The sequence below is a fragment of the Pseudozobellia sp. WGM2 genome, from assembly GCF_017810075.1.
Classification (GTDB): domain Bacteria; phylum Bacteroidota; class Bacteroidia; order Flavobacteriales; family Flavobacteriaceae; genus JADNYK01.
Genome location: NZ_JADNYK010000002.1, coordinates 678374 through 696633 on the forward strand (window position 1 = coordinate 678374; position 18260 = coordinate 696633).

The window sequence follows — 18260 nt, forward strand, 5'->3', positions numbered from 1 at the left end:
CATAGTATTAATTATTAAGCTGCAGAATGTGTGTGTATCTGAAGCTTTCTCTTACCATAAGAAAATAAGATGAAAAAATTAGCAGTAATGGCCATTATGGCCATAGGGTTTATTGGGTGTAAGACAAAAAGTAAATTACCGGCTATAGCTCCCGATATAATAACGGAAAAGACTTTGAACGATACAGATGATCCTGCCATATGGGTGAACCCGAATGATGCATCGAAGAGTATTGTTTTTGGCACGGATAAAGAAACTAATGGAGGTGTTTATGCTTACGATTTACAGGGTAAAATAATCAAGGAGAAATCCATAACCGATATAAAAAGACCTAACAATGTTGATCTGGAATATGGGTTTGAGCTTAATGATTCTACCAAAGTCGATATTATTATGTTTACGGAAAGGGAAAGGCAACAGGTGCGCTTGTTCAGTGTGCCTGATATGAAGCCATTGGATAATGGGGGCTTTAAAGTTTTTACCGATGCCAAAGAGCCTGAACATAATCTGCCGATGGGCATTGCTATATATAAGTCACCGATTGATGGTGAAATTTATGCTATAGTTGGTAGAAAATCGGGTCCGGAAATAGATTACTTATATCAATATCAATTGCAGGCAAATAGTTCTGGTGTTCAGATGGAACTGGTCAGAAAGTTCGGTGCATTCAGCGGTCAGAAAGAAATCGAGGCCATCGCCGTAGATGATAAAAATGGTTTGATTTATTATTCAGATGAAGGGGTTTGCATACGTAAATATTATGCCGAACCTTCTAAAGGCAATGAAGAAATTTCCTGTTTCGGTGGAGCTAATTTTAAAGAAGATATTGAGGGCATAGCGATAGCTACATATCCGAATGGTAAGGGGTACATTATCGTATCTAATCAACAACAAGGTGAGTTCAATATTTATTCAAGAGAAGATAATTCTTTTATCAAAGCTGTAAACTTGACCACGCTGGAAACCGATGGCTGCGATGTGGTGACCGTACCTCTGAACAGTACGTTCAAAAATGGTCTTTTTGTGGCTATGAACGATGAAAAGAACTTCTTCTTTTATGACCTGGGTAAACTTGGGCTTGAGTAAAGAACACAGTTTTCTGCTTATTAAATTGTTAAAAAGACCTATTTATATGTAAATGGGTCTTTTTTGCGTGTATTTAGATATAGTACATCTCATCAATTTCTGTAATTTTGTATCCTGCCCCTTTATTTTTGAAGGCGAAGTTTGCCCCGATTAATTCATTATAAATTGAATTTCAAATAAAAGTGTAAAGAAATGGCTAAAATTGAAATTAAAGGTACTCCTGAAAAATTGGAAAGAGTATCTATTTTTTTAAAGGCGAACAACATTGAGCATACCATAATGGATGATTATGGAAACCACTCAAAAGAGGTATCGGATAAGTATAAAGAGCTGATGCGTAAATTCAATCATTAGTTGATTTTATTTCTATGGATGTTAACAAGCTAGGTTTGCCAGAACTAGAAGAGATTTATACAGAAATACTAAAGGAAGAACCTAATTGGGAAGCCGTGCTAAAGTCTATAATAGTAAGATTTGGTTGTTCAACAGGCACACTGCACTTTCTTGAACAAAAGACATCGTTTTTACAGTTAAAGGCACAGATTGGTATTCCTTCATTTTTAATTCCTAAGTTAGAAACTATACCTATCGGTAAAGGTATGGCGGGTATAGCAGCCGAGAGAAAAGCCCCGGTAGAGATGTGCAATCTTCAGACCGATGATTCTGGGGTTGCAAGACCTGCCGCCAAAGAAACAAAAGTAGAAGGTTCTATAGCCGTTCCGTTATTAAAAGAAGAGGTTTTGCAAGGCACTTTGGGCATCGCTAAACCAGTACCCTATGATTTTACCGAAGCTGAGAAAAATGAACTTCTCAAAATCGGAGAGGCTATCGCAACTTCAATTGGTTGAAATCTAGTGTAAAAACATAAAAAAGGCCCTATTCAAGGGCCTTTTTTCGTACAATATAATCTCTATCGACCTTTATTAGTATCTGTAATACTCCGGTTTGAACGGTCCGTCAACAGTAACGCCGATATATTCGGCTTGTTCTTGATTAAGTTCGGTAAGCTCGGCACCCAAACGTGAAAGATGCAACGCCGCAACTTTTTCATCGAGATGCTTCGGTAACATATAGACCTCATTTTTATAATTGTCGCTATGCTTCCACAATTCGATTTGTGCCAAAGTTTGATTGGTAAAAGAGTTGCTCATCACAAAGCTTGGGTGGCCTGTAGCGCAACCTAGGTTTACTAATCTTCCTTCTGCCAAAATAATTATATCTTTTCCATCGATAGTATACTTGTCTACCTGAGGTTTAATTTCATCTTTGGTATCACCGAAGTTTCCGTTTAACCAAGCCATATCGATTTCGTTATCGAAGTGACCGATATTACAGACAATCGCTTTGTCTTTGAGTGCTTTGAAGTGCTCGGCACGAATGATATCTTTGTTACCTGTAGTAGTAATTACTACATCGGCTTTACCGATTACGGTTTCCAACTGTTTTACTTCAAAGCCATCCATACAAGCCTGTAATGCACATATTGGGTCTATCTCGGTAACGGTTACGATAGAACCTGCACCTCTAAAGGAGGCAGCTGTACCTTTACCAACATCTCCATAACCACATACGACAACTTGTTTGCCAGCTAGCATAGTGTCAGTAGCTCTTCGAATTGCATCAACGGCGCTCTCACGACATCCGTATTTATTATCAAATTTCGATTTGGTCACAGAGTCGTTCACATTAATGGCCGGCATCGGTAACGTTCCTTTTTTCATACGTTCGTACAAACGGTGAACACCAGTAGTAGTCTCTTCAGAAAGCCCTTTCACATCTTTTGCCAATTCAGGGTACTTGTCCAAAACCATATTGGTAAGATCTCCGCCATCATCAAGAATCATATTTAGAGGTTCTCTGTCTTCTCCAAAAAATAGGGTCTGCTCGATACACCAGTCAAATTCTTTATCGCTCATACCTTTCCAAGCGTAAACTGGTATGCCTGCCGCTGCAATTGCTGCCGCAGCATGGTCTTGTGTAGAAAATATATTGCACGAACTCCAGGTAACATCTGCACCCAAGGCTACTAGGGTTTCAATGAGAACGGCCGTTTGTATGGTCATATGCAGACAGCCGGCGATTCGAGCGCCTTTGAGCGGCTGTTCGTTTCCGTACTCTTCGCGAAGTGACATTAGGCCCGGCATTTCGGCCTCGGCAAGTTCAATCTCTTTTCTTCCCCAATCCGCTAAAGAAATATTTTTTACCTTATACGGTAGATAGGAAACAGTTTTGGTATCCATAGTCTTTTTTATTTTTTACTTTCGTAATAAGCGGGCAAGCCACTTTTTGTGGTTGCAAAGTTAAGAAAAAGGTACAGAACGTTATGCCAATTTACAAGATACTCAAGGTAAATGCCTCGACTACAGTATATATTTGGAAGGTGCTCGAATCAGAGTCATACCTTTCAAAGGGTATCGTTTTGACCGAACATTGCCAAACCCGTATGGATGGCATGAAATCGGAGTTGCATCGAAGGGCATTCTTAAGTATCCGTCATTTAATGGCCGAGGCCGGTTATGTTGATGCCGATTTGTATTATGATGAATTTGGGAAGCCCCATTTAAAAGATGGAAAGAAAATATCGATTACCCATTCAAATGATTTTACAGGCATAATTGTTAGTAAAGATCAAGAGGTTGGTATCGACATCGAAAAACAGCGTGAAAAGATTCTGCGTATCGCCCACAAGTTCACGCCTATCGAAGAGTATAGAACTATTGCCAATACCGATGCTTTGATACGTAAACTTACTATCGTTTGGGGTAGTAAAGAATCGCTCTATAAAATATATGCCGAACCGGGTTTAAGTTTTATACATCATATCAATGTGAGAGATTTTAGACTCGATAGCGCACAAAGTACTGCAGAGATTCTCTACCATGGCGACTCTTCATTTTATGATATTCGGTTTTTTGAATTTGAAGGTTTCACATGTGTGTATGCCGTAAGAAATTGAGAATGCGTATCTAAACTTACATTTACTTTGCTAATGAATATTTCAGTAGAACTTACTTTTTCTCCCTTACAAGAAGATTTCGAACAACACATTATCAATTTCATCAAAAAACTAAGAGCTTCGGGCCTTACGGTACTGGAAAACCCATTAAGCACTCAAGTGTACGGCGACTACGATGAGGTCATGAAAATTTTGCAAGCAGAAATAAAAGAGGCTTTTGAACTTATGGAAAGAGGCTTGATGTATATGAAATTGGTAAAATCTGACCGAAGCGAGTATGAGCCTCATTTTTGATTGGCTATTCGCCCAATATGAAAATACGCCGAACCACATTGTCGTACTAGAACTGATAAGTGTATTCTTTGCGTTGTTGAGTGTAATCTATTCCAAGCGTGAGAACATACTCGTATTTCCTACGGGAATTATCGGAACGGGAATAGCAGTTTATATTTTATTGGTGTATGGTCTTCTAGGCGACATGCTCATTAATGCGTATTACTTTATTATGAGTATTGTAGGTTGGTATCAATGGACACGTAAGGTTGATGATAACCATTATATACCGGTCACAATCACTACGGCAAAAGAAAAAAAATGGTCCTTTCTCCTATTTTTAGGTACTATAGTCTTTGTTACTTTAGTGTATGGTGTAACTGACAGATTTGATACGTGGACGGCCTATACCGATATCTTGACCACGGCAATATTTTTTGTTGGCATGTGGTTGATGGCTAAAAAGAAACTCGAAAATTGGTTGTATTGGATTGTGGGTGATATTATTACCGTGCCACTCTATTTGTATAAAGGTCTTATATTTAGCGCCATTTTATATTTCGTTTTAACCATTATAGCCATATTTGGCTACCTCGCATGGAAGAATCACTTAAACAAGAGCCCTCAGACCTTATTAAGGTAGTTCTGTTCGGACCTGAATCTACAGGAAAGACAACCCTATCACAGCAATTGGCCGAGCATTATAATACCTATTGGGTGCCCGAGTATGCCCGTGAATATCTTCAAGAGAAATGGAACAGAGTGCAAAAGGTATGTGAACCTCATGATCTATTGCCAATTGCGAGGGGTCAGATGAAATTAGAGAATATGCTGACCAAAAAAGCTACAAATGTTCTTATTTGCGACACCGATCTTTTAGAGACTAAAGTATATTCAGAGGCATATTACGTGGGGCAATGCGACCCACTTTTAGAAAAATTCGCTTTGGAGAACACTTATGACCTGTATTTTCTAACCTATATTGATATACCATGGGAAGCAGATGATCTTCGCGATAAGCCAGATGAAAGAGAAAGAATGTTTGCCTATTTTAATGATACCTTAAAGCGCTATGGTCGAAATTTCACTATATTAAAAGGCAATAAAGAAGAACGTTTGGCCGAGGCCATTAAACATATAGACCACTTATTGAATAACTTATGAATTTGACAGAAAAAGACCTGACATTACTTTCAGAAAAAGGAATATCTGAAGGAAAAGTACTTGAACAGATTGATACCTTCAAAGAAGGTATACCGTTCGTACAATTAGAGAAAGCAGTAACTATTGGTGAAGGTATCTCTAAGTTTTCACCAGACGAAGAAAAAAGTAAAATCGAAAAATTCGAGGCTGCCTCTAAAGAAGGTCTGTCTTTACTTAAATTCGTGCCTGCATCGGGTGCTGCTTCACGTATGTTCAAGGCTCTATTCAATTTTTTAAAGGCATATGACCCCTCTAATGAAAGTCTAGAAGATTATTTTGAACGAACAGGAGATAAGGCATTAAAAGTATTTTCAGAGGGTCTTACCGATTTTGCTTTCTACGATTTGGTAAAATCAAGAATATCAGGTAAAAGTTCTTCAAAAAATGAAGAGGTTTACCATTTTGTAGAAGAGATGATGTCTGAAGAAGGTCTGAATTATGGTTTTTACCCCAAAGGTCTATTGCCTTTTCATAAGTACAGAGATTATGCATCAACTCCTTTTGAAGAGCATTTAAAAGAAGCTGCTGAGTATGCCAAGTCAGGCGATACCGCAGAGTTACATTTCACAATCTCTCCTCAGCATGGTGAAATGTTCAATACCGAATTTGAATCGGTAAAACAGCGGGTTTCTGATGCGACCAAAACTTCTTTTAAAGTAAGCTATTCCTATCAAAAACCATCAACCGATACCATAGCGGTTGATTTAAAGAATGAGCCTTTTCGTAACGCCGACGATTCTGTATTGTTCAGACCAGGTGGGCATGGGGCACTAATTGAAAACTTAAATGAACAAGATGCCGATATTATTTTTATCAAGAATATAGATAATGTTACGGTACCTCGATTTGCAGATGAAATGGCCAATAGTAAGAAGGTTTTGGCCGGAGTTTTGTTAGAGGTACAAGAAAAAGCATTCGCATTTGCCAAAAGTTTAGATGAAGACAATCTTTCCGCAGAACAGTTGGGGGAGATAAAGGCATTTTTAGAGGCCGAGCTGAATGTAAGGTTTACCGAAAAGTTTATGGCTTTCAATTTAGACCAGCAAGTTGAAATTTTAAAGGATAAAATAAACCGACCCATTAGAATATGTGGAATGGTGAAAAATGAAGGTGAGCCAGGTGGAGGTCCTTTTTGGATAAATGATCGAAAAGGTAATATATCCTTGCAGATTATAGAATCGGCTCAAATAGATATGAACGATTCCGGCCAATCTAATATTTTAAAGAATTCAACACACTTTAATCCGGTAGATTTGGTCTGTGCAGTGAAGAATTACAAAGGTGAGAAATACAATTTGATGAATTTTGTCGATACCAAGCAAGGCTTTATAACAGGTAAGACCAAAGAGGGTAGAGAATTAAAGGCTTTAGAATTACCAGGGTTATGGAATGGTGCCATGGCCTTCTGGAATACAATTTTTGTAGAAGTGCCTTCGTCAACTTTCAATCCTGTTAAGACGGTCAATGATTTATTGAGACCTGCACATCAAGTGAAATAATATATTAATTTGTAAAATGTTAAAAAAAGTGTGTAACTATTACACACTTTTTTTTGTTTTTACACACTGGTACCCATTCTTGTTAAAAGAGGTTTAATTATAAAACTTTAATAATCAATGCTTTATGTCGATTCTTTAAAGCTTGGTAGAATTGGCACTGTTTTCTCTCTATATTAAACGATTATCAAAACAAATAATAATAATTAAAACACTATTAAGATGAAAAATTTAATGTTTGCTGCAGTATTGTCTTTAGGTACAATGACTGCTTTTGCTCAAGAAGAAGAAACAACTGTTGAAGAAGTAGCTACTGAACAAGTTGAGGCTACACAAGATGAATATAGCGAAATCGCTGCTGAAGAAGTACCAGCTGCTATCTCTGAAGCCCTAGAGGCTGCGCACCCAGGTGCTACTATCTCTAAAGCTTACATGAACGAAGCTTCTGAGTACAAATTAGAAGTTGCTAAAGAAGATGGTGAAACTGCTGAATTGTATGCTGACGCCGAAGGTAACTGGATTGAAAAATAATCCCTCGTAATTTAATAGTCGATTTTATCGACGATAAGAAGCCCCGTCACCTTAAATGGTCGACGGGGCTTTTTTACGTTATTAATAATATAGTGATTTGAATATTTGATTAATCCATATTGCCTAAGATTTAGAAATCTAGAAATAATAGTCGAGTTCAAAAAAGAAAAGATTGCAAATAAATACCTATGAAGTCGAACTCGAACCTGCGTATATAATTTACACATTATAAGACGCTAATACCCACTATTACACACTTTAATCTTATGGGCGAAGTGTTAAGTTGTTTAAAATCAAATACTTGTAATTATTTGATTTTATGGTATCATTTTTTCTATATCCTTTACAGTTAACTTTTTAAAAAAGAAAAACAATGAAAAAATTATTTATCACTGCAGTATTCGCACTAGGAAGTTTAACAGCATTCGCTCAAGAGGACGCTACATCTGTAGAAGAAGTGGCTACTGAAGCCGTTGCACAAGACGATTTTTCTGAAGTAGCTGCCGAAGAATTACCGGAAGCGGTAACAGCGGCTGTTTCTAAGAACTATCCTACTGCGTCTATCGATAAGGCATATACAAACGAAGCTAAGCAATACAAACTGGAAGTATCTCTAGAAGATGGTACTGCTGGTACTTTGTATGCTGACGAGAATGGTAACTGGATTGAAATGTAATAACTTGAGTTATTTGTTTTGTATCAAGTTGGTTTGGTCGGAAAAGGGTTGCTTTTAGTAACCCTTTTCTTTTTTCCAATTTCACATAAGAACCCTATATTTATTGTCCCCAGGAAAAACCATATTTTCTTCTTTTCGAACTTATTGAACCTACTATTTAATTCTGACCCCACGTTTCTTTCCATATTACCTTTTTCCGCAATTTTAGTTTTTAAGTACGTCCCATTACCTACCAATAGACCTAGCATAATCTATACGAATATGCTAGGTTTTTATTTTGTATAAAAATTTCCCATAAACCCTATGGTTTCCCATAAATACACAAGATTCTGTTTACGATGAAATTGTAAGTAGCTGTTTTTGAGATATATATGTCTTGTGGCGCTTTTGGCACTATCTTTTCAATGTACCTAATGAATTTGAATAACACATTTAATCATAAATATTAAAAATCAAGAAGATGAAAAAATTATTTATCACCACCGTATTCGCATTAGGAACAATGACAGCATTCGCTCAAGAGGAGCAAGCAACAGAAGCCCAAGATGCTGCTACTGAAGCAGTAGCCCAAGATGGTTTCTCAGAAGTTTCTTTGGAAGAGGTTCCCGAGGCTGTGACTTCAATGATCGAGACCAACTACCCAGGTGCTACTATCAACAAGGCACACATGAACGAGGAGAACCAGTACAAGATCGAGGTTTCTCTAGAGGACGGTACTTCCGGTGCCCTATTGGTCGATGAAGAAGGTAACGCTATCGAGCAATAAGAATAGAGATTCTTATCCGGGGTAAATCCCGAAAATATATAAAGGGAACCGTAGAAATACGGTTCTTTTTTTTGTTTGAATATATCTGAAAGTCGAATAGGTCTGCTACATCCGTGAAATTTTCAGCTCCTATCGGCCGCTTTTAGAAGAACAGCTTAGACGTTTTTCAAAATCCCGTATCTAAACGTAATCTTTTCAACTTGGGTTATTGCTGTATAAACTGCCCCCTTTTACACAGTCCTCAATCAAGATACACAGTATTACCCAGATTAAAAATATAGAATTTATTTTAATGTATTGTTAATCAGCGGTTTGTGTTTTTCGATGAATTTGGTATCATATTTTCAATAGGTATTATGAATTTGAATAACACATTTAATCATAATTATTAAAATCAAGAAGATGAAAAAATTATTTATCACCACCGTATTCGCATTAGGAACAATGACAGCATTCGCTCAAGAGGAGCAAGCAACAGAAGCCCAAGATACAGCGACTGAAGCAGTAGCCCAAGATGGTTTCTCAGAAGTTTCTTTGGAAGAGGTTCCTGAGGCAGTTACTTCAATGATCGAGACCAACTACCCAGGTGCTACTATCAACAAGGCACACATGAACGAGGAGAACCAGTACAAGATCGAGGTTTCTCTGGAGGATGGTACTTCAGGTGCCCTATTGGTCGATGAAGAAGGTAACGCTATCGAGCAATAAGAATAGAGATTCTTATCCGGGGTAAATCCCGAAAATATATAAAGAGGAACCGTAGAAATACGGTTCTTTTTTTTGTTTGAATATATCTGAAAGTCGAATAGGTCTGCTACATCCGTGAAATTTTCAGCTCCTATCGGGCGCTTTTAGAAGAACGGCTTAGACGTTTTTCAAAATCCCGTATCTAAACGTAATCTTTTCAACTTGGGTTATTGCTGTATAAACTGCTCCCTTTTACACAGTTCTCAATCGAAATACACAGTATTACCCAGATTGAAAATATGAAATTATTTTAAGGCGCTGTTAATCAGTGACATGCATTTTTCGATGAATTTGGTATCATATTTTCAATAGATATTATGAATTTGAATAACACATATTAATCATAAATATTAAAATCAAGAAGATGAAAAAATTATTTATCACCACCGTATTCGCATTAGGAACAATGACAGCATTCGCTCAAGAGGAGCAAGCAACAGAAGCTCAAGATGCAGCGACTGAAGCAGTAGCCCAAGATGGTTTCTCAGAAGTATCTTTGGAAGAGGTTCCTGAGGCAGTTACTTCAATGATCGAGACCAACTACCCAGGTGCTACTATCAACAAGGCACACAAGAACGAAGAGAGCCAGTACAAGATCGAGGTTTCTCTAGAGGACGGTACTTCAGGTGCCCTATTGGTCGATGAAGAAGGTAACGCTATCGAGCAATAAGAATAGAGATTCTTATCCGGGGTAAATCCCGAAAATATATAAAAAGGAACCGTAGAAATACGGTTCCTTTTTTGTTTGCAGTAATTGGGTTTGAACATCTTTTAAGAGAAATTTAAAGGAGAAACAGCTTTCTTGTGTTATTTTTACGTAAATAGAAATAGAATCTATATTTTCTGTATGCCAAACCTTTTGATAATTGAAGATGATGCTGCCTTTTGCCAAATGTTGCAAAAGTTTTTGACCAAGCGTGGTTACGAAGTTGAGACTAGTTTTACGGCCCCCGATGCAAAACTCAAGATAGAGAAAAATACTTTCGACCTCATACTTACCGATTTACGTTTGCCAGATTATGATGGTATACAGTTATTAACTGATATCAAACAGGTAAATCCTAAAACTCAAGTAATCGTTATGACCGGTTATGCCGAAGTTGGTTCGGCGGTCAATGCGATGAAAAAAGGTGCCTTCGATTATATTTCTAAGCCCTTTACCCCCGACGAAATCGTAATGGTGTTGGATAATGCCCTAAAAGTAGAAGCTTCTGCGACAAACATCATTGCTGAAGAACTTCACGAAGATTCTGATACGGTGGTTGCCTCAGAGACTGATACCATTACCTCCAATACCTTAAAAAAAGGGTCTAAAATTGTAAAGGGAATCAGTGAAGCCTCAAAAAAACTCGAAGACTATATTAAACTTGTAGCACCGACCGACATGTCTGTTTTGATTACTGGGGAAAGTGGCACGGGAAAAGAGGTCACGGCAAGGGCGATTCATGATAATAGCAAAAGAAAAGATTTTAATTTTGTAGCCGTTGATTGCGGTGCTATTCCGAAAGAATTGGCAACCAGTGAGTTTTTTGGCCATATCAAAGGAAGCTTTACAGGGGCGGTTGAAGACAAAGTAGGTAATTTTGAGGCTGCCAATAAGGGAACTCTTTTCTTAGATGAAGTCGGAAACTTGAGCTACGAAAATCAGATTCAATTATTAAGAGCTTTACAGGAAAGGAAAATCAAAAGAGTCGGTAGTACCAAAGAAATAGAAGTAGATGTTCGTATAATTACGGCAACCAATGAAGATTTAACCGATGTTGTGGAAAAAGGCACATTTAGGGAAGATCTTTATCATCGTTTGAATGAATTTTCTATTGAAATACCTTCATTAGAAGACCGGTTTGAAGATTTGATGCTCTTTGCAGAGAACTTTCTTAATAAAGCAAATATAAATCTTGACAAGAACGTACAAGGTTTTTCAAAGGAAGTTTGGGAGGCCTTTCAGCAATACCACTGGCCGGGTAATTTACGAGAACTTCAAAACGTTATTAAGCGTGCGGTACTATTGACCGTTGGTGACGAGGTCGAAGTTTCTGCTTTACCGAAAGAAGTATTACAGCCCCAGGAAAAAGTATCGGTGGCCGATGGCTTTTCGAAATCTGAATTTGAAAAAGAACGGATTATAAAGGCCTTAAAGAAGACCAATTTCAACAAGTCGAAAGCGGCCAAGTTATTACAGGTGACCCGAAAAACGCTTTACAATAAAATCAACCACTATAATTTGGACTTGTAGCCAATCGCTCTTCCAGTTCTGAGATGAGTAGCGTTACTTCCTTTTTTAATTGATAAAACCATTGGTCAAGGGTATTCTCTTCAATTTTATCTGAAGTAGCCAATTCCATTTTTTCTAAAATCGACACGCTTTGCGCAACCTTAAGCTGTCTGAACATCGGTAGCATTCGGTGGGCCACTTGGTTTACCTGTTTGTAGTCTTTGTACTTTACCGTTTCTTCAAGTAGAGCCATATTGGTATCCGTATCCCTTAAGAAGGTTTGCAATACATCATAAATTGCATCTTCGTTAGTGCCCAAAAATGAATGAATAATATCTAAACTATAAAGGGTTGAAGTAATTTTCACATCTACAGGTTCTGATGTTTCAACTTTTGGCACTTCCTTTTCGGCTTCGATGCCCATAAGTTTTAACGTGGCTACGAGCTCACCTTTCGAAAAAGGCTTTTGAAGTACTTGGGTAAAGCCTACGCCTATGTATGCTTCCGGGCCGAGGTCTCTACGACCCGTCATGGCAATGATCGGCTGGTTTTTGTAGTGCTTATATTTTCCTGATTGTAGTTTCTTAAGAACTTCAAAACCGGTAACCTGCGGCATTTGTATATCGGTTAACACGATATCATAAGCGAGATGTGAATCTTTTTCTATGGAGAGAAAGTTTGTATACGTATGTGCTGTTATGCCCATACTTTCGGCCAATTCTCTAAGCATGTGAAGCAGTGCCGTATCATCATCTATGATAAGCATGCGTAATTTGGGTGCCATATAGGGCATCTCTTTATCTTTCTCTTCTACGGCCTTGGTGATTTCTAAGGGCAATTGAAGACTGAAGGTGCTTCCTTTTCCCAAGTTGCTTTCCAATGTCAATTTACCTTTCAGCAGTTCCGCTAGCTTTTTTGAAATGGTAAGCCCTAACCCGTAACCACCGAACTTTTTCTCGGTACTCTTTTCCGCTTGCGTAAATTCTTTAAAAATTAAGTGCTGCTTCTCTTTGGCAATACCTATTCCGGTGTCAGACACGGCTATCTTGGCAATTATCGCCTTACCTTTGCCTTTTTCTACTACGGCATCTACTTTCACATGACCTTCTTCAGTGAATTTAAAAGCATTGCCTAGTAAATTGGTAAGTATTTGGCGAATTCTAAAAGGGTCGCCCAATACAGTCTGTTCGAGTTGTGGGTCTATGTTCAATACCAATCGTAAACCCTTTTTTTTATGAATTTCCTGTAGGTTTTCGGCAGTTTCTTGAATAAGGTTGGCAGGTATAAACGGCACTTTCTCGACATTCAGTTTACCCGCTTCTAATTTTGAGAAATCAAGTAGGTCGTTCACCAAATTGCCGACATATTCTAAAGCAGACTTTACATTGGCAATGTAGCCCATTTGTTTCTGTGACAAATTGGTGCTCTCCAATAGTTCTGAATACCCGCCAATAGTATTGAGCGGGGTGCGTAGGTCATGACTTACGGTAGAAATTAATTGTTCTCTACTTCTTAAAAGAGATTCCGAGAACTTTTTCTCCTTCTCCAATCGAACCCTATAAGTTTGAACCTTCCAATAATCTCTCGTTATCAAAAATGAAAAGATGGCTACGATAAAGAAACCTAATAAAGCGGCCAAACCGGCAATACGGGTGGTTCGTCTTAAAGTTTCTCTTTTCTTAAGGCTATTGTTGTAACTACTGACCATGACCTCTTGTTCAAAGGCCGCGATGATGTTGCGAAGCTGTTGAGAGAGTTCAAGGTCGTTTCTACTCATTTCTATCTCTTTCTGTGCCAATGAACGCTGCGAACGACTATCGGCCAGCTTGGCCTTTCTAATCATGTTTTTCGAAACGTTCAAAATTGAATCGACATAAGCCGCATTTTGAGTGGCATCTTGATCTTTGGGCGCATTGCTACTAAAAAGTTCGGCATAATCACGCAGCCATTTTTGTACCTCGGGCGATACCTTATCATATTCCGTAAAAAGATTTTCAGCGGAAAATTTTCCTAAAGACTCCTCTATTTTATCGAACTCTTTTAAGGCTTTGTCTAATGAATTATTATTTGAACTGCGTATTTTAAGTTTTTTAAGCTCACTGTTGTTGGCTACTTTTTCATTCAAAAGCACCTGAAGACTGTCCAACAGGTTTTTTGGTTCCTCCCCAAGCATTAATTGTTTAAGGGTGTCTATTTCGATTTGAATCGAATCGATTTTATTGGAGTAGGCCTCAAAAGATAGCTGGTTGCCATTTTGAATGGCCAATTTAGAGAGGCTTTCCGCTTCGTAAAGATTAGTTGCCAAAGAGCTGGTCTTGAGTAGCTTTTCATCATTATTGTCGTTGGTTTCGGTAGAAATATAGGTCTGTATCTCAGTGTATATAAAATAGCCGACTCCAGCGGTAAGAAGAGCCAAAACCAAATAACTCGCAACAATTTTTAAGGTGAATTTGTTCTTAGATCTCCCTGATTCGCTCGTCATAGTTCATTTTTAAAAAAGCATCAATAAAAATACGTATATAAAGCCAATAGGGTTTATAACGAAGCGTTAATTGTTTGATACTAAATGGGGTTATGAGATTTTGAAAATTTTGTTATGAAATTAGAGGAGTCGCAACTATATTTGCCGCGTCTCAAAGGGGTGCTTGTATTAACGGGCTGAGATTATACCCAATGAACCTGGGCGGATAATGCTGCCAAGGGACGCGATAAAGTCGCTATTTGGAATTTCCAATGGTTTCTATGAAACCAAAAAATCATGTTTAACTTTAGAATAATGGCCCCTTTTATTCGTGTCTAATTTTTTAGTACGAATGAAACTTCATTTTACCATTTTCAATTCTAAGAGCACTGGTTTGGCCGGTTGTTCAATTCATTTCTTGAAAAATCAAAAGGGCCGATTCAAAAATCTCCTTACTACTGCGGCCTTGTCCGTACAAATCTTCACCCTTTCTGCACAAGACCAACAACCAACAGATTCGCTCGAAGGTACTAAAGTGGTGTTGGACGAGGTGTTTGTACAGGCCGTAAGAGTGAACAAAGAATCGCCTGTAACCTTTAGCAACCTACGAAAAGAAGAGATTGCCCCAAGAAATTTAGGGCAAGACATTCCTGTTTTAATGAATTACTTGCCTGCAGTGGTCACTACCTCAGATGCAGGAGCTGGTGTGGGGTACACGGGTATTCGTGTTCGTGGAAGCGATGCCACTCGGGTAAACGTGACGATTAATGGAATACCTTATAATGATGCAGAGTCACATGGTACCTTTTGGGTAAATATGCCCGATTTCGCATCTTCGACCGAAAGTTTACAGCTTCAACGTGGGGTCGGTACATCCACCAACGGTGCGGGTGCTTTCGGAGCCAGCTTAAATCTATTGACCGATGCTATTGCCGAAGATGCCTATGGTCAAATTTCATCTTCAATTGGCAGCTTTAATACACTTCGTAACAATATCAAATTCAGTACAGGCTTGTTGAACGACCATGTTGAAATTTCAGGTAGATTGTCGCGAATTACCTCCGATGGGTATATCGACAGGGCATCTTGCGAGCTTGAATCCTATTTTTTGCAGGCCGCATATAAAGATGATAATACCTTGCTAAAAGCCATCATTTTTGGAGGGCACGAAATTACATATCAATCGTGGTATGGTTTTGAAGCCCCCTTTGTAGAGGCTTTAGGTGCTAATCCAAATATAAATGAGAATAGAACATTTAACGTCTCAGGGGTATATTTTGATGATGATGGTAACCGTCAGTTCTATGATAAAGAAGAGGATAATTATCGTCAAGATCATGCCCAACTCTTATGGAACCAACAACTTTCAGATACATGGAGTACCAATATAGCTTTTCATTTTACCAATGGCCGAGGATATTTTGAACAGTTTCGTGAAGATGACGATTTTGCTACCTACGGGTTTGAAACCTTCATGGTCGATGGCGAAACTCAGAATACTACCGATTTGGTGCGCAGAAGGTGGCTCGATAACGAATTCTACGGCACAGTGTTTTCCGCAAACTATAACAAAGATAGATTGAACCTGATTTTAGGTGGAGGATGGAACTCGTATCAAGGGGCTCATTTTGGTGAGGTCATCTGGGCACGATATGCATCAAAAAGCAATATCAGAGATAAATACTACGACAACGATTCGAACAAGAGCGACTTTAACCTTTACGCTAAGGCGAACTATAGTTTAGATGAAAAATGGAGCCTTTTCGGAGATTTACAATACCGAAGGGTAGGTTATACGGCCAATGGTGATGAAACCGGATTGGTAGATGATACCTTTCGTTTCTTCAACCCAAAAGGAGGTATTGTATTTGACCTTAACAGTAATAATAATTTTTACTTCAGCTATGCAGTGGCTAACCGTGAACCTAATCGTAACGATTATGAAAGTGGAAATCCCAAACCCGAACGGTTGAACGATTTTGAATTGGGGTGGCGCTATGTTTCTCCGAAATTCCGATTGAACGCAAATACATACTATATGCGCTATAAAGACCAATTGGTGTTGACCGGTGAGTTAAATGACGTAGGTGCTCCGTTACGGGCGAATGTTGGTGATAGTTATAGAGCAGGGCTAGAGCTAGATGCTACTATTCTTTTGGGCGAATCTTTTCAAATAAGCCCGAATATCGCATTGAGTACTAATAAAAATGTAGATTTTGTCTTTCAAAGAGACGGAGAGTTGCAAGATCTAGGCAATACCAATATTGCGTATTCTCCGAATATTATTTTTGGCAATCGACTTACTTATACTCCGCTTGATAACTTTCAGGTGTCATTTTTGACCAAGTATGTAGGAGAACAATATATGGGTAATATAGATGCTGAAGGTTCGAAATTAGATGCTTACTCCCAATCCGATTTCAATGTTCAGTATACCATTGAATTTGACAGTATTTTAGAGAGTATTACTTTTTCTGGGTTGGTGAACAATTTATTCGATGCCGATATCATTTCGAATGGGTATTTCTATACCTATGATGATGATTCATCTGGCACTGTTCAGACCATTGAGGGTGCGGGGTACTACCCACAAGCGGGGACAAATTTTTTATTGGGTGCTACCGTACTTTTCTAGAAAGTATTATAGTATTAATTGGAGCCACTGACCTTGAGGTTGGTGGCTTTTTTATAAATATTATTTCATTAGATTCAACGCTTCAGCGAAATAAAATTCTCAAAACTCTTAACTTTAGCTTTCTTTCATTTGAATACTTAAGTAATAGATATTCATTAAAGAGTTCAACTTAACTGATAAATCTAATGGAAAATACCGATCAAAAAACCATTCGCTGGGGCATTATTGGTTGCGGAGACGTTACCGAAGTAAAAAGTGGTCCTGCCTATCAACAGACCGAGGGTTTCGAAATAGTGGCCGTAATGCGCCGTAATGCTGAAAAAGCGGCAGACTATGCCCGAAGGCACAATATAGCGAAGCACTACTCCGATGCCGATGAACTTATTGCCGATGCTGAGGTCGATGCCGTATATATCGCTACTCCTCCCGATAGTCATAAACTCTACGCACTTAAGGTAGCTGAGGCAGGTAAGCCTTGTTGTATCGAAAAACCTTTGGCCCCTAGTTATGAAGATAGTTTGGCGGTATATGAAGCGTTCGAGAAAAAGAAATTGCCATTGTTTGTGGCTTACTACCGAAGAAATTTACCCCGTTTTTGGAAAGTTAAGGAATGGCTTGAAAATAATGCTATCGGTGAAGTACGCCATGTACGTTGGTTTTTGAGTAAGCCCCCTAGTGAGGTAGATTTAAGCGGAGAGCACAATTGGCGTACCGATGCTAAGGTAGCCCCCGGCGGGTATTTTGATGATTTGGCAAGTCACGGACTTGACCTGTTCGCTTACCTATTGGGAGATTATAAAGAGGTTTTTGGTATTTCCCTCAACCAACAAGGGCTCTATTCGGCCAAAGATGCCATTACGGGTACTTGGCGGCATCAAAATGGGGTTACCGGTGAAGGAACATGGAATTTTGGTTGCGACCGTAGAGAAGATATTGTCGAGATTTTCGGCAGTAAAGGTAAAATCAGCTTTGCCATTTTTGAAGAAGAAGACATCGTACTTCAAAATCAAGATGGGGAAACGAGAGAATTTATCGAACACCCCAAGCATGTACAAGAGCATCATGTAGCCAGTATGAAAGAAGATTTGTTCGGTGGCGAAAAGCATCCGTCTACCGGTAAGACAGCACTCCATACAAGTTGGGTGATGGACAAAATTTTGGGTAATATTTAAGACCTTCCGTGTCTTTTTCTGTACTACTTTTAGTATACCTGCT

General features: G+C 38.6%; 18 protein-coding genes and 1 riboswitch. Of the genes, 16 read left to right on the top strand and 2 right to left on the bottom strand.

The genetic code is table 11. The features are described from left to right. The first annotated feature begins 69 nt into the window (after nucleotides 1–69). The 3 genes from IV512_RS06465 to IV512_RS06475 all read left to right on the top strand — a co-directional run bounded on the left by IV512_RS06465 (nucleotide 70) and on the right by IV512_RS06475 (nucleotide 1934). Nucleotides 70–1086 carry a phytase gene (locus IV512_RS06465; RefSeq protein WP_209401727.1) on the top strand — a complete coding sequence of 339 codons (1017 nt, stop codon included), beginning with the start codon at nucleotides 70–72 and terminating at the stop codon, nucleotides 1084–1086. Between the two features lie 192 nt (nucleotides 1087–1278). Further along, a complete protein-coding gene (locus IV512_RS06470) occupies nucleotides 1279–1440 on the top strand; it encodes a hypothetical protein (RefSeq protein WP_157813189.1) in 162 nt (53 codons plus the stop codon). 14 nt (nucleotides 1441–1454) lie between these two features. After that, nucleotides 1455–1934: a GAF domain-containing protein gene (locus IV512_RS06475; RefSeq protein WP_209401729.1), complete on the top strand. Its 480-nt coding sequence runs from the start codon at nucleotides 1455–1457 to the stop codon at nucleotides 1932–1934. A gap of 75 nt (nucleotides 1935–2009) precedes the next feature. Here the strand turns inward: IV512_RS06475 and ahcY are convergent, their stop codons facing one another. Next, on the bottom strand, nucleotides 2010–3326 hold the full coding sequence (gene ahcY, locus IV512_RS06480; protein ID WP_209401731.1) for an adenosylhomocysteinase: 1317 nt from the start codon (nucleotides 3324–3326) through the stop codon (nucleotides 2010–2012). 83 nt (nucleotides 3327–3409) lie between these two features. Here ahcY and IV512_RS06485 point away from each other — a divergent pair, with 83 nt between their 5' ends. The 11 genes from IV512_RS06485 (at nucleotide 3410) to IV512_RS06535 (ending at nucleotide 11970) form a co-directional block, all read left to right on the top strand. Further along, nucleotides 3410–4042: a 4'-phosphopantetheinyl transferase superfamily protein gene (locus IV512_RS06485; RefSeq protein ID WP_209401733.1), complete on the top strand. Its 633-nt coding sequence runs from the start codon at nucleotides 3410–3412 to the stop codon at nucleotides 4040–4042. 33 nt (nucleotides 4043–4075) lie between these two features. Further along, on the top strand, nucleotides 4076–4336 hold the full coding sequence (locus IV512_RS06490; protein WP_209401735.1) for a YkoF family thiamine/hydroxymethylpyrimidine-binding protein: 261 nt from the start codon (nucleotides 4076–4078) through the stop codon (nucleotides 4334–4336). Further along, on the top strand, nucleotides 4320–4958 hold the full coding sequence (pnuC, locus tag IV512_RS06495) for a nicotinamide riboside transporter PnuC (protein ID WP_209401737.1): 639 nt from the start codon (nucleotides 4320–4322) through the stop codon (nucleotides 4956–4958). The genes IV512_RS06490 and pnuC overlap by 17 nt, the downstream gene beginning before the upstream one ends. Next, the gene (locus IV512_RS06500) at nucleotides 4913–5479 is read left to right on the top strand and encodes an AAA family ATPase (RefSeq protein WP_100870033.1); all 567 of its coding nucleotides are present in this window, start codon (nucleotides 4913–4915) and stop codon (nucleotides 5477–5479) included. The genes pnuC and IV512_RS06500 overlap by 46 nt, the downstream gene beginning before the upstream one ends. Further along, nucleotides 5476–7017: a DUF4301 family protein gene (locus IV512_RS06505; protein WP_209401739.1), complete on the top strand. Its 1542-nt coding sequence runs from the start codon at nucleotides 5476–5478 to the stop codon at nucleotides 7015–7017. Before IV512_RS06500 ends, IV512_RS06505 begins: the two co-directional genes overlap by 4 nt. Nucleotides 7018–7236: 219 nt before the next feature. Then, nucleotides 7237–7545, top strand: coding sequence for a hypothetical protein (locus IV512_RS06510; protein ID WP_100870031.1), 309 nt, complete (start codon nucleotides 7237–7239; stop codon nucleotides 7543–7545). A 373-nt stretch (nucleotides 7546–7918) separates the two neighbouring features. Further along, complete coding sequence (locus tag IV512_RS06515; RefSeq protein ID WP_209401741.1) at nucleotides 7919–8221, top strand: hypothetical protein; 303 nt, start codon at nucleotides 7919–7921, stop codon at nucleotides 8219–8221. 460 nt (nucleotides 8222–8681) lie between these two features. Then, a complete protein-coding gene (locus IV512_RS06520; protein ID WP_209401743.1) occupies nucleotides 8682–8987 on the top strand; it encodes a hypothetical protein in 306 nt (101 codons plus the stop codon). Nucleotides 8988–9389: 402 nt separating this feature from the next. Beyond that, complete coding sequence (locus IV512_RS06525; protein WP_209401745.1) at nucleotides 9390–9695, top strand: hypothetical protein; 306 nt, start codon at nucleotides 9390–9392, stop codon at nucleotides 9693–9695. A 403-nt stretch (nucleotides 9696–10098) separates the two neighbouring features. Further along, nucleotides 10099–10404: a hypothetical protein gene (locus IV512_RS06530; protein WP_100870028.1), complete on the top strand. Its 306-nt coding sequence runs from the start codon at nucleotides 10099–10101 to the stop codon at nucleotides 10402–10404. Nucleotides 10405–10581: 177 nt separating this feature from the next. Continuing rightward, the gene (locus tag IV512_RS06535; RefSeq protein ID WP_209401747.1) at nucleotides 10582–11970 is read left to right on the top strand and encodes a sigma-54 dependent transcriptional regulator; all 1389 of its coding nucleotides are present in this window, start codon (nucleotides 10582–10584) and stop codon (nucleotides 11968–11970) included. Here the strand turns inward: IV512_RS06535 and IV512_RS06540 are convergent. Next, nucleotides 11945–14431, bottom strand: a complete 2487-nt coding sequence (locus IV512_RS06540; RefSeq protein ID WP_209401749.1) for an ATP-binding protein — start codon at nucleotides 14429–14431, stop codon at nucleotides 11945–11947. The genes IV512_RS06535 and IV512_RS06540 overlap by 26 nt on opposite strands. A gap of 144 nt (nucleotides 14432–14575) precedes the next feature. After that, nucleotides 14576–14670, top strand: a riboswitch (TPP riboswitch). Nucleotides 14671–14762: 92 nt separating this feature from the next. Here IV512_RS06540 and IV512_RS06545 point away from each other — a divergent pair. Continuing rightward, complete coding sequence (locus IV512_RS06545) at nucleotides 14763–17045, top strand: TonB-dependent receptor (RefSeq protein WP_209401751.1); 2283 nt, start codon at nucleotides 14763–14765, stop codon at nucleotides 17043–17045. Nucleotides 17046–17230: 185 nt separating this feature from the next. After that, the gene (locus tag IV512_RS06550) at nucleotides 17231–18217 is read left to right on the top strand and encodes a Gfo/Idh/MocA family protein (RefSeq protein ID WP_209401753.1); all 987 of its coding nucleotides are present in this window, start codon (nucleotides 17231–17233) and stop codon (nucleotides 18215–18217) included. Nucleotides 18218–18260: the final 43 nt, after the last annotated feature.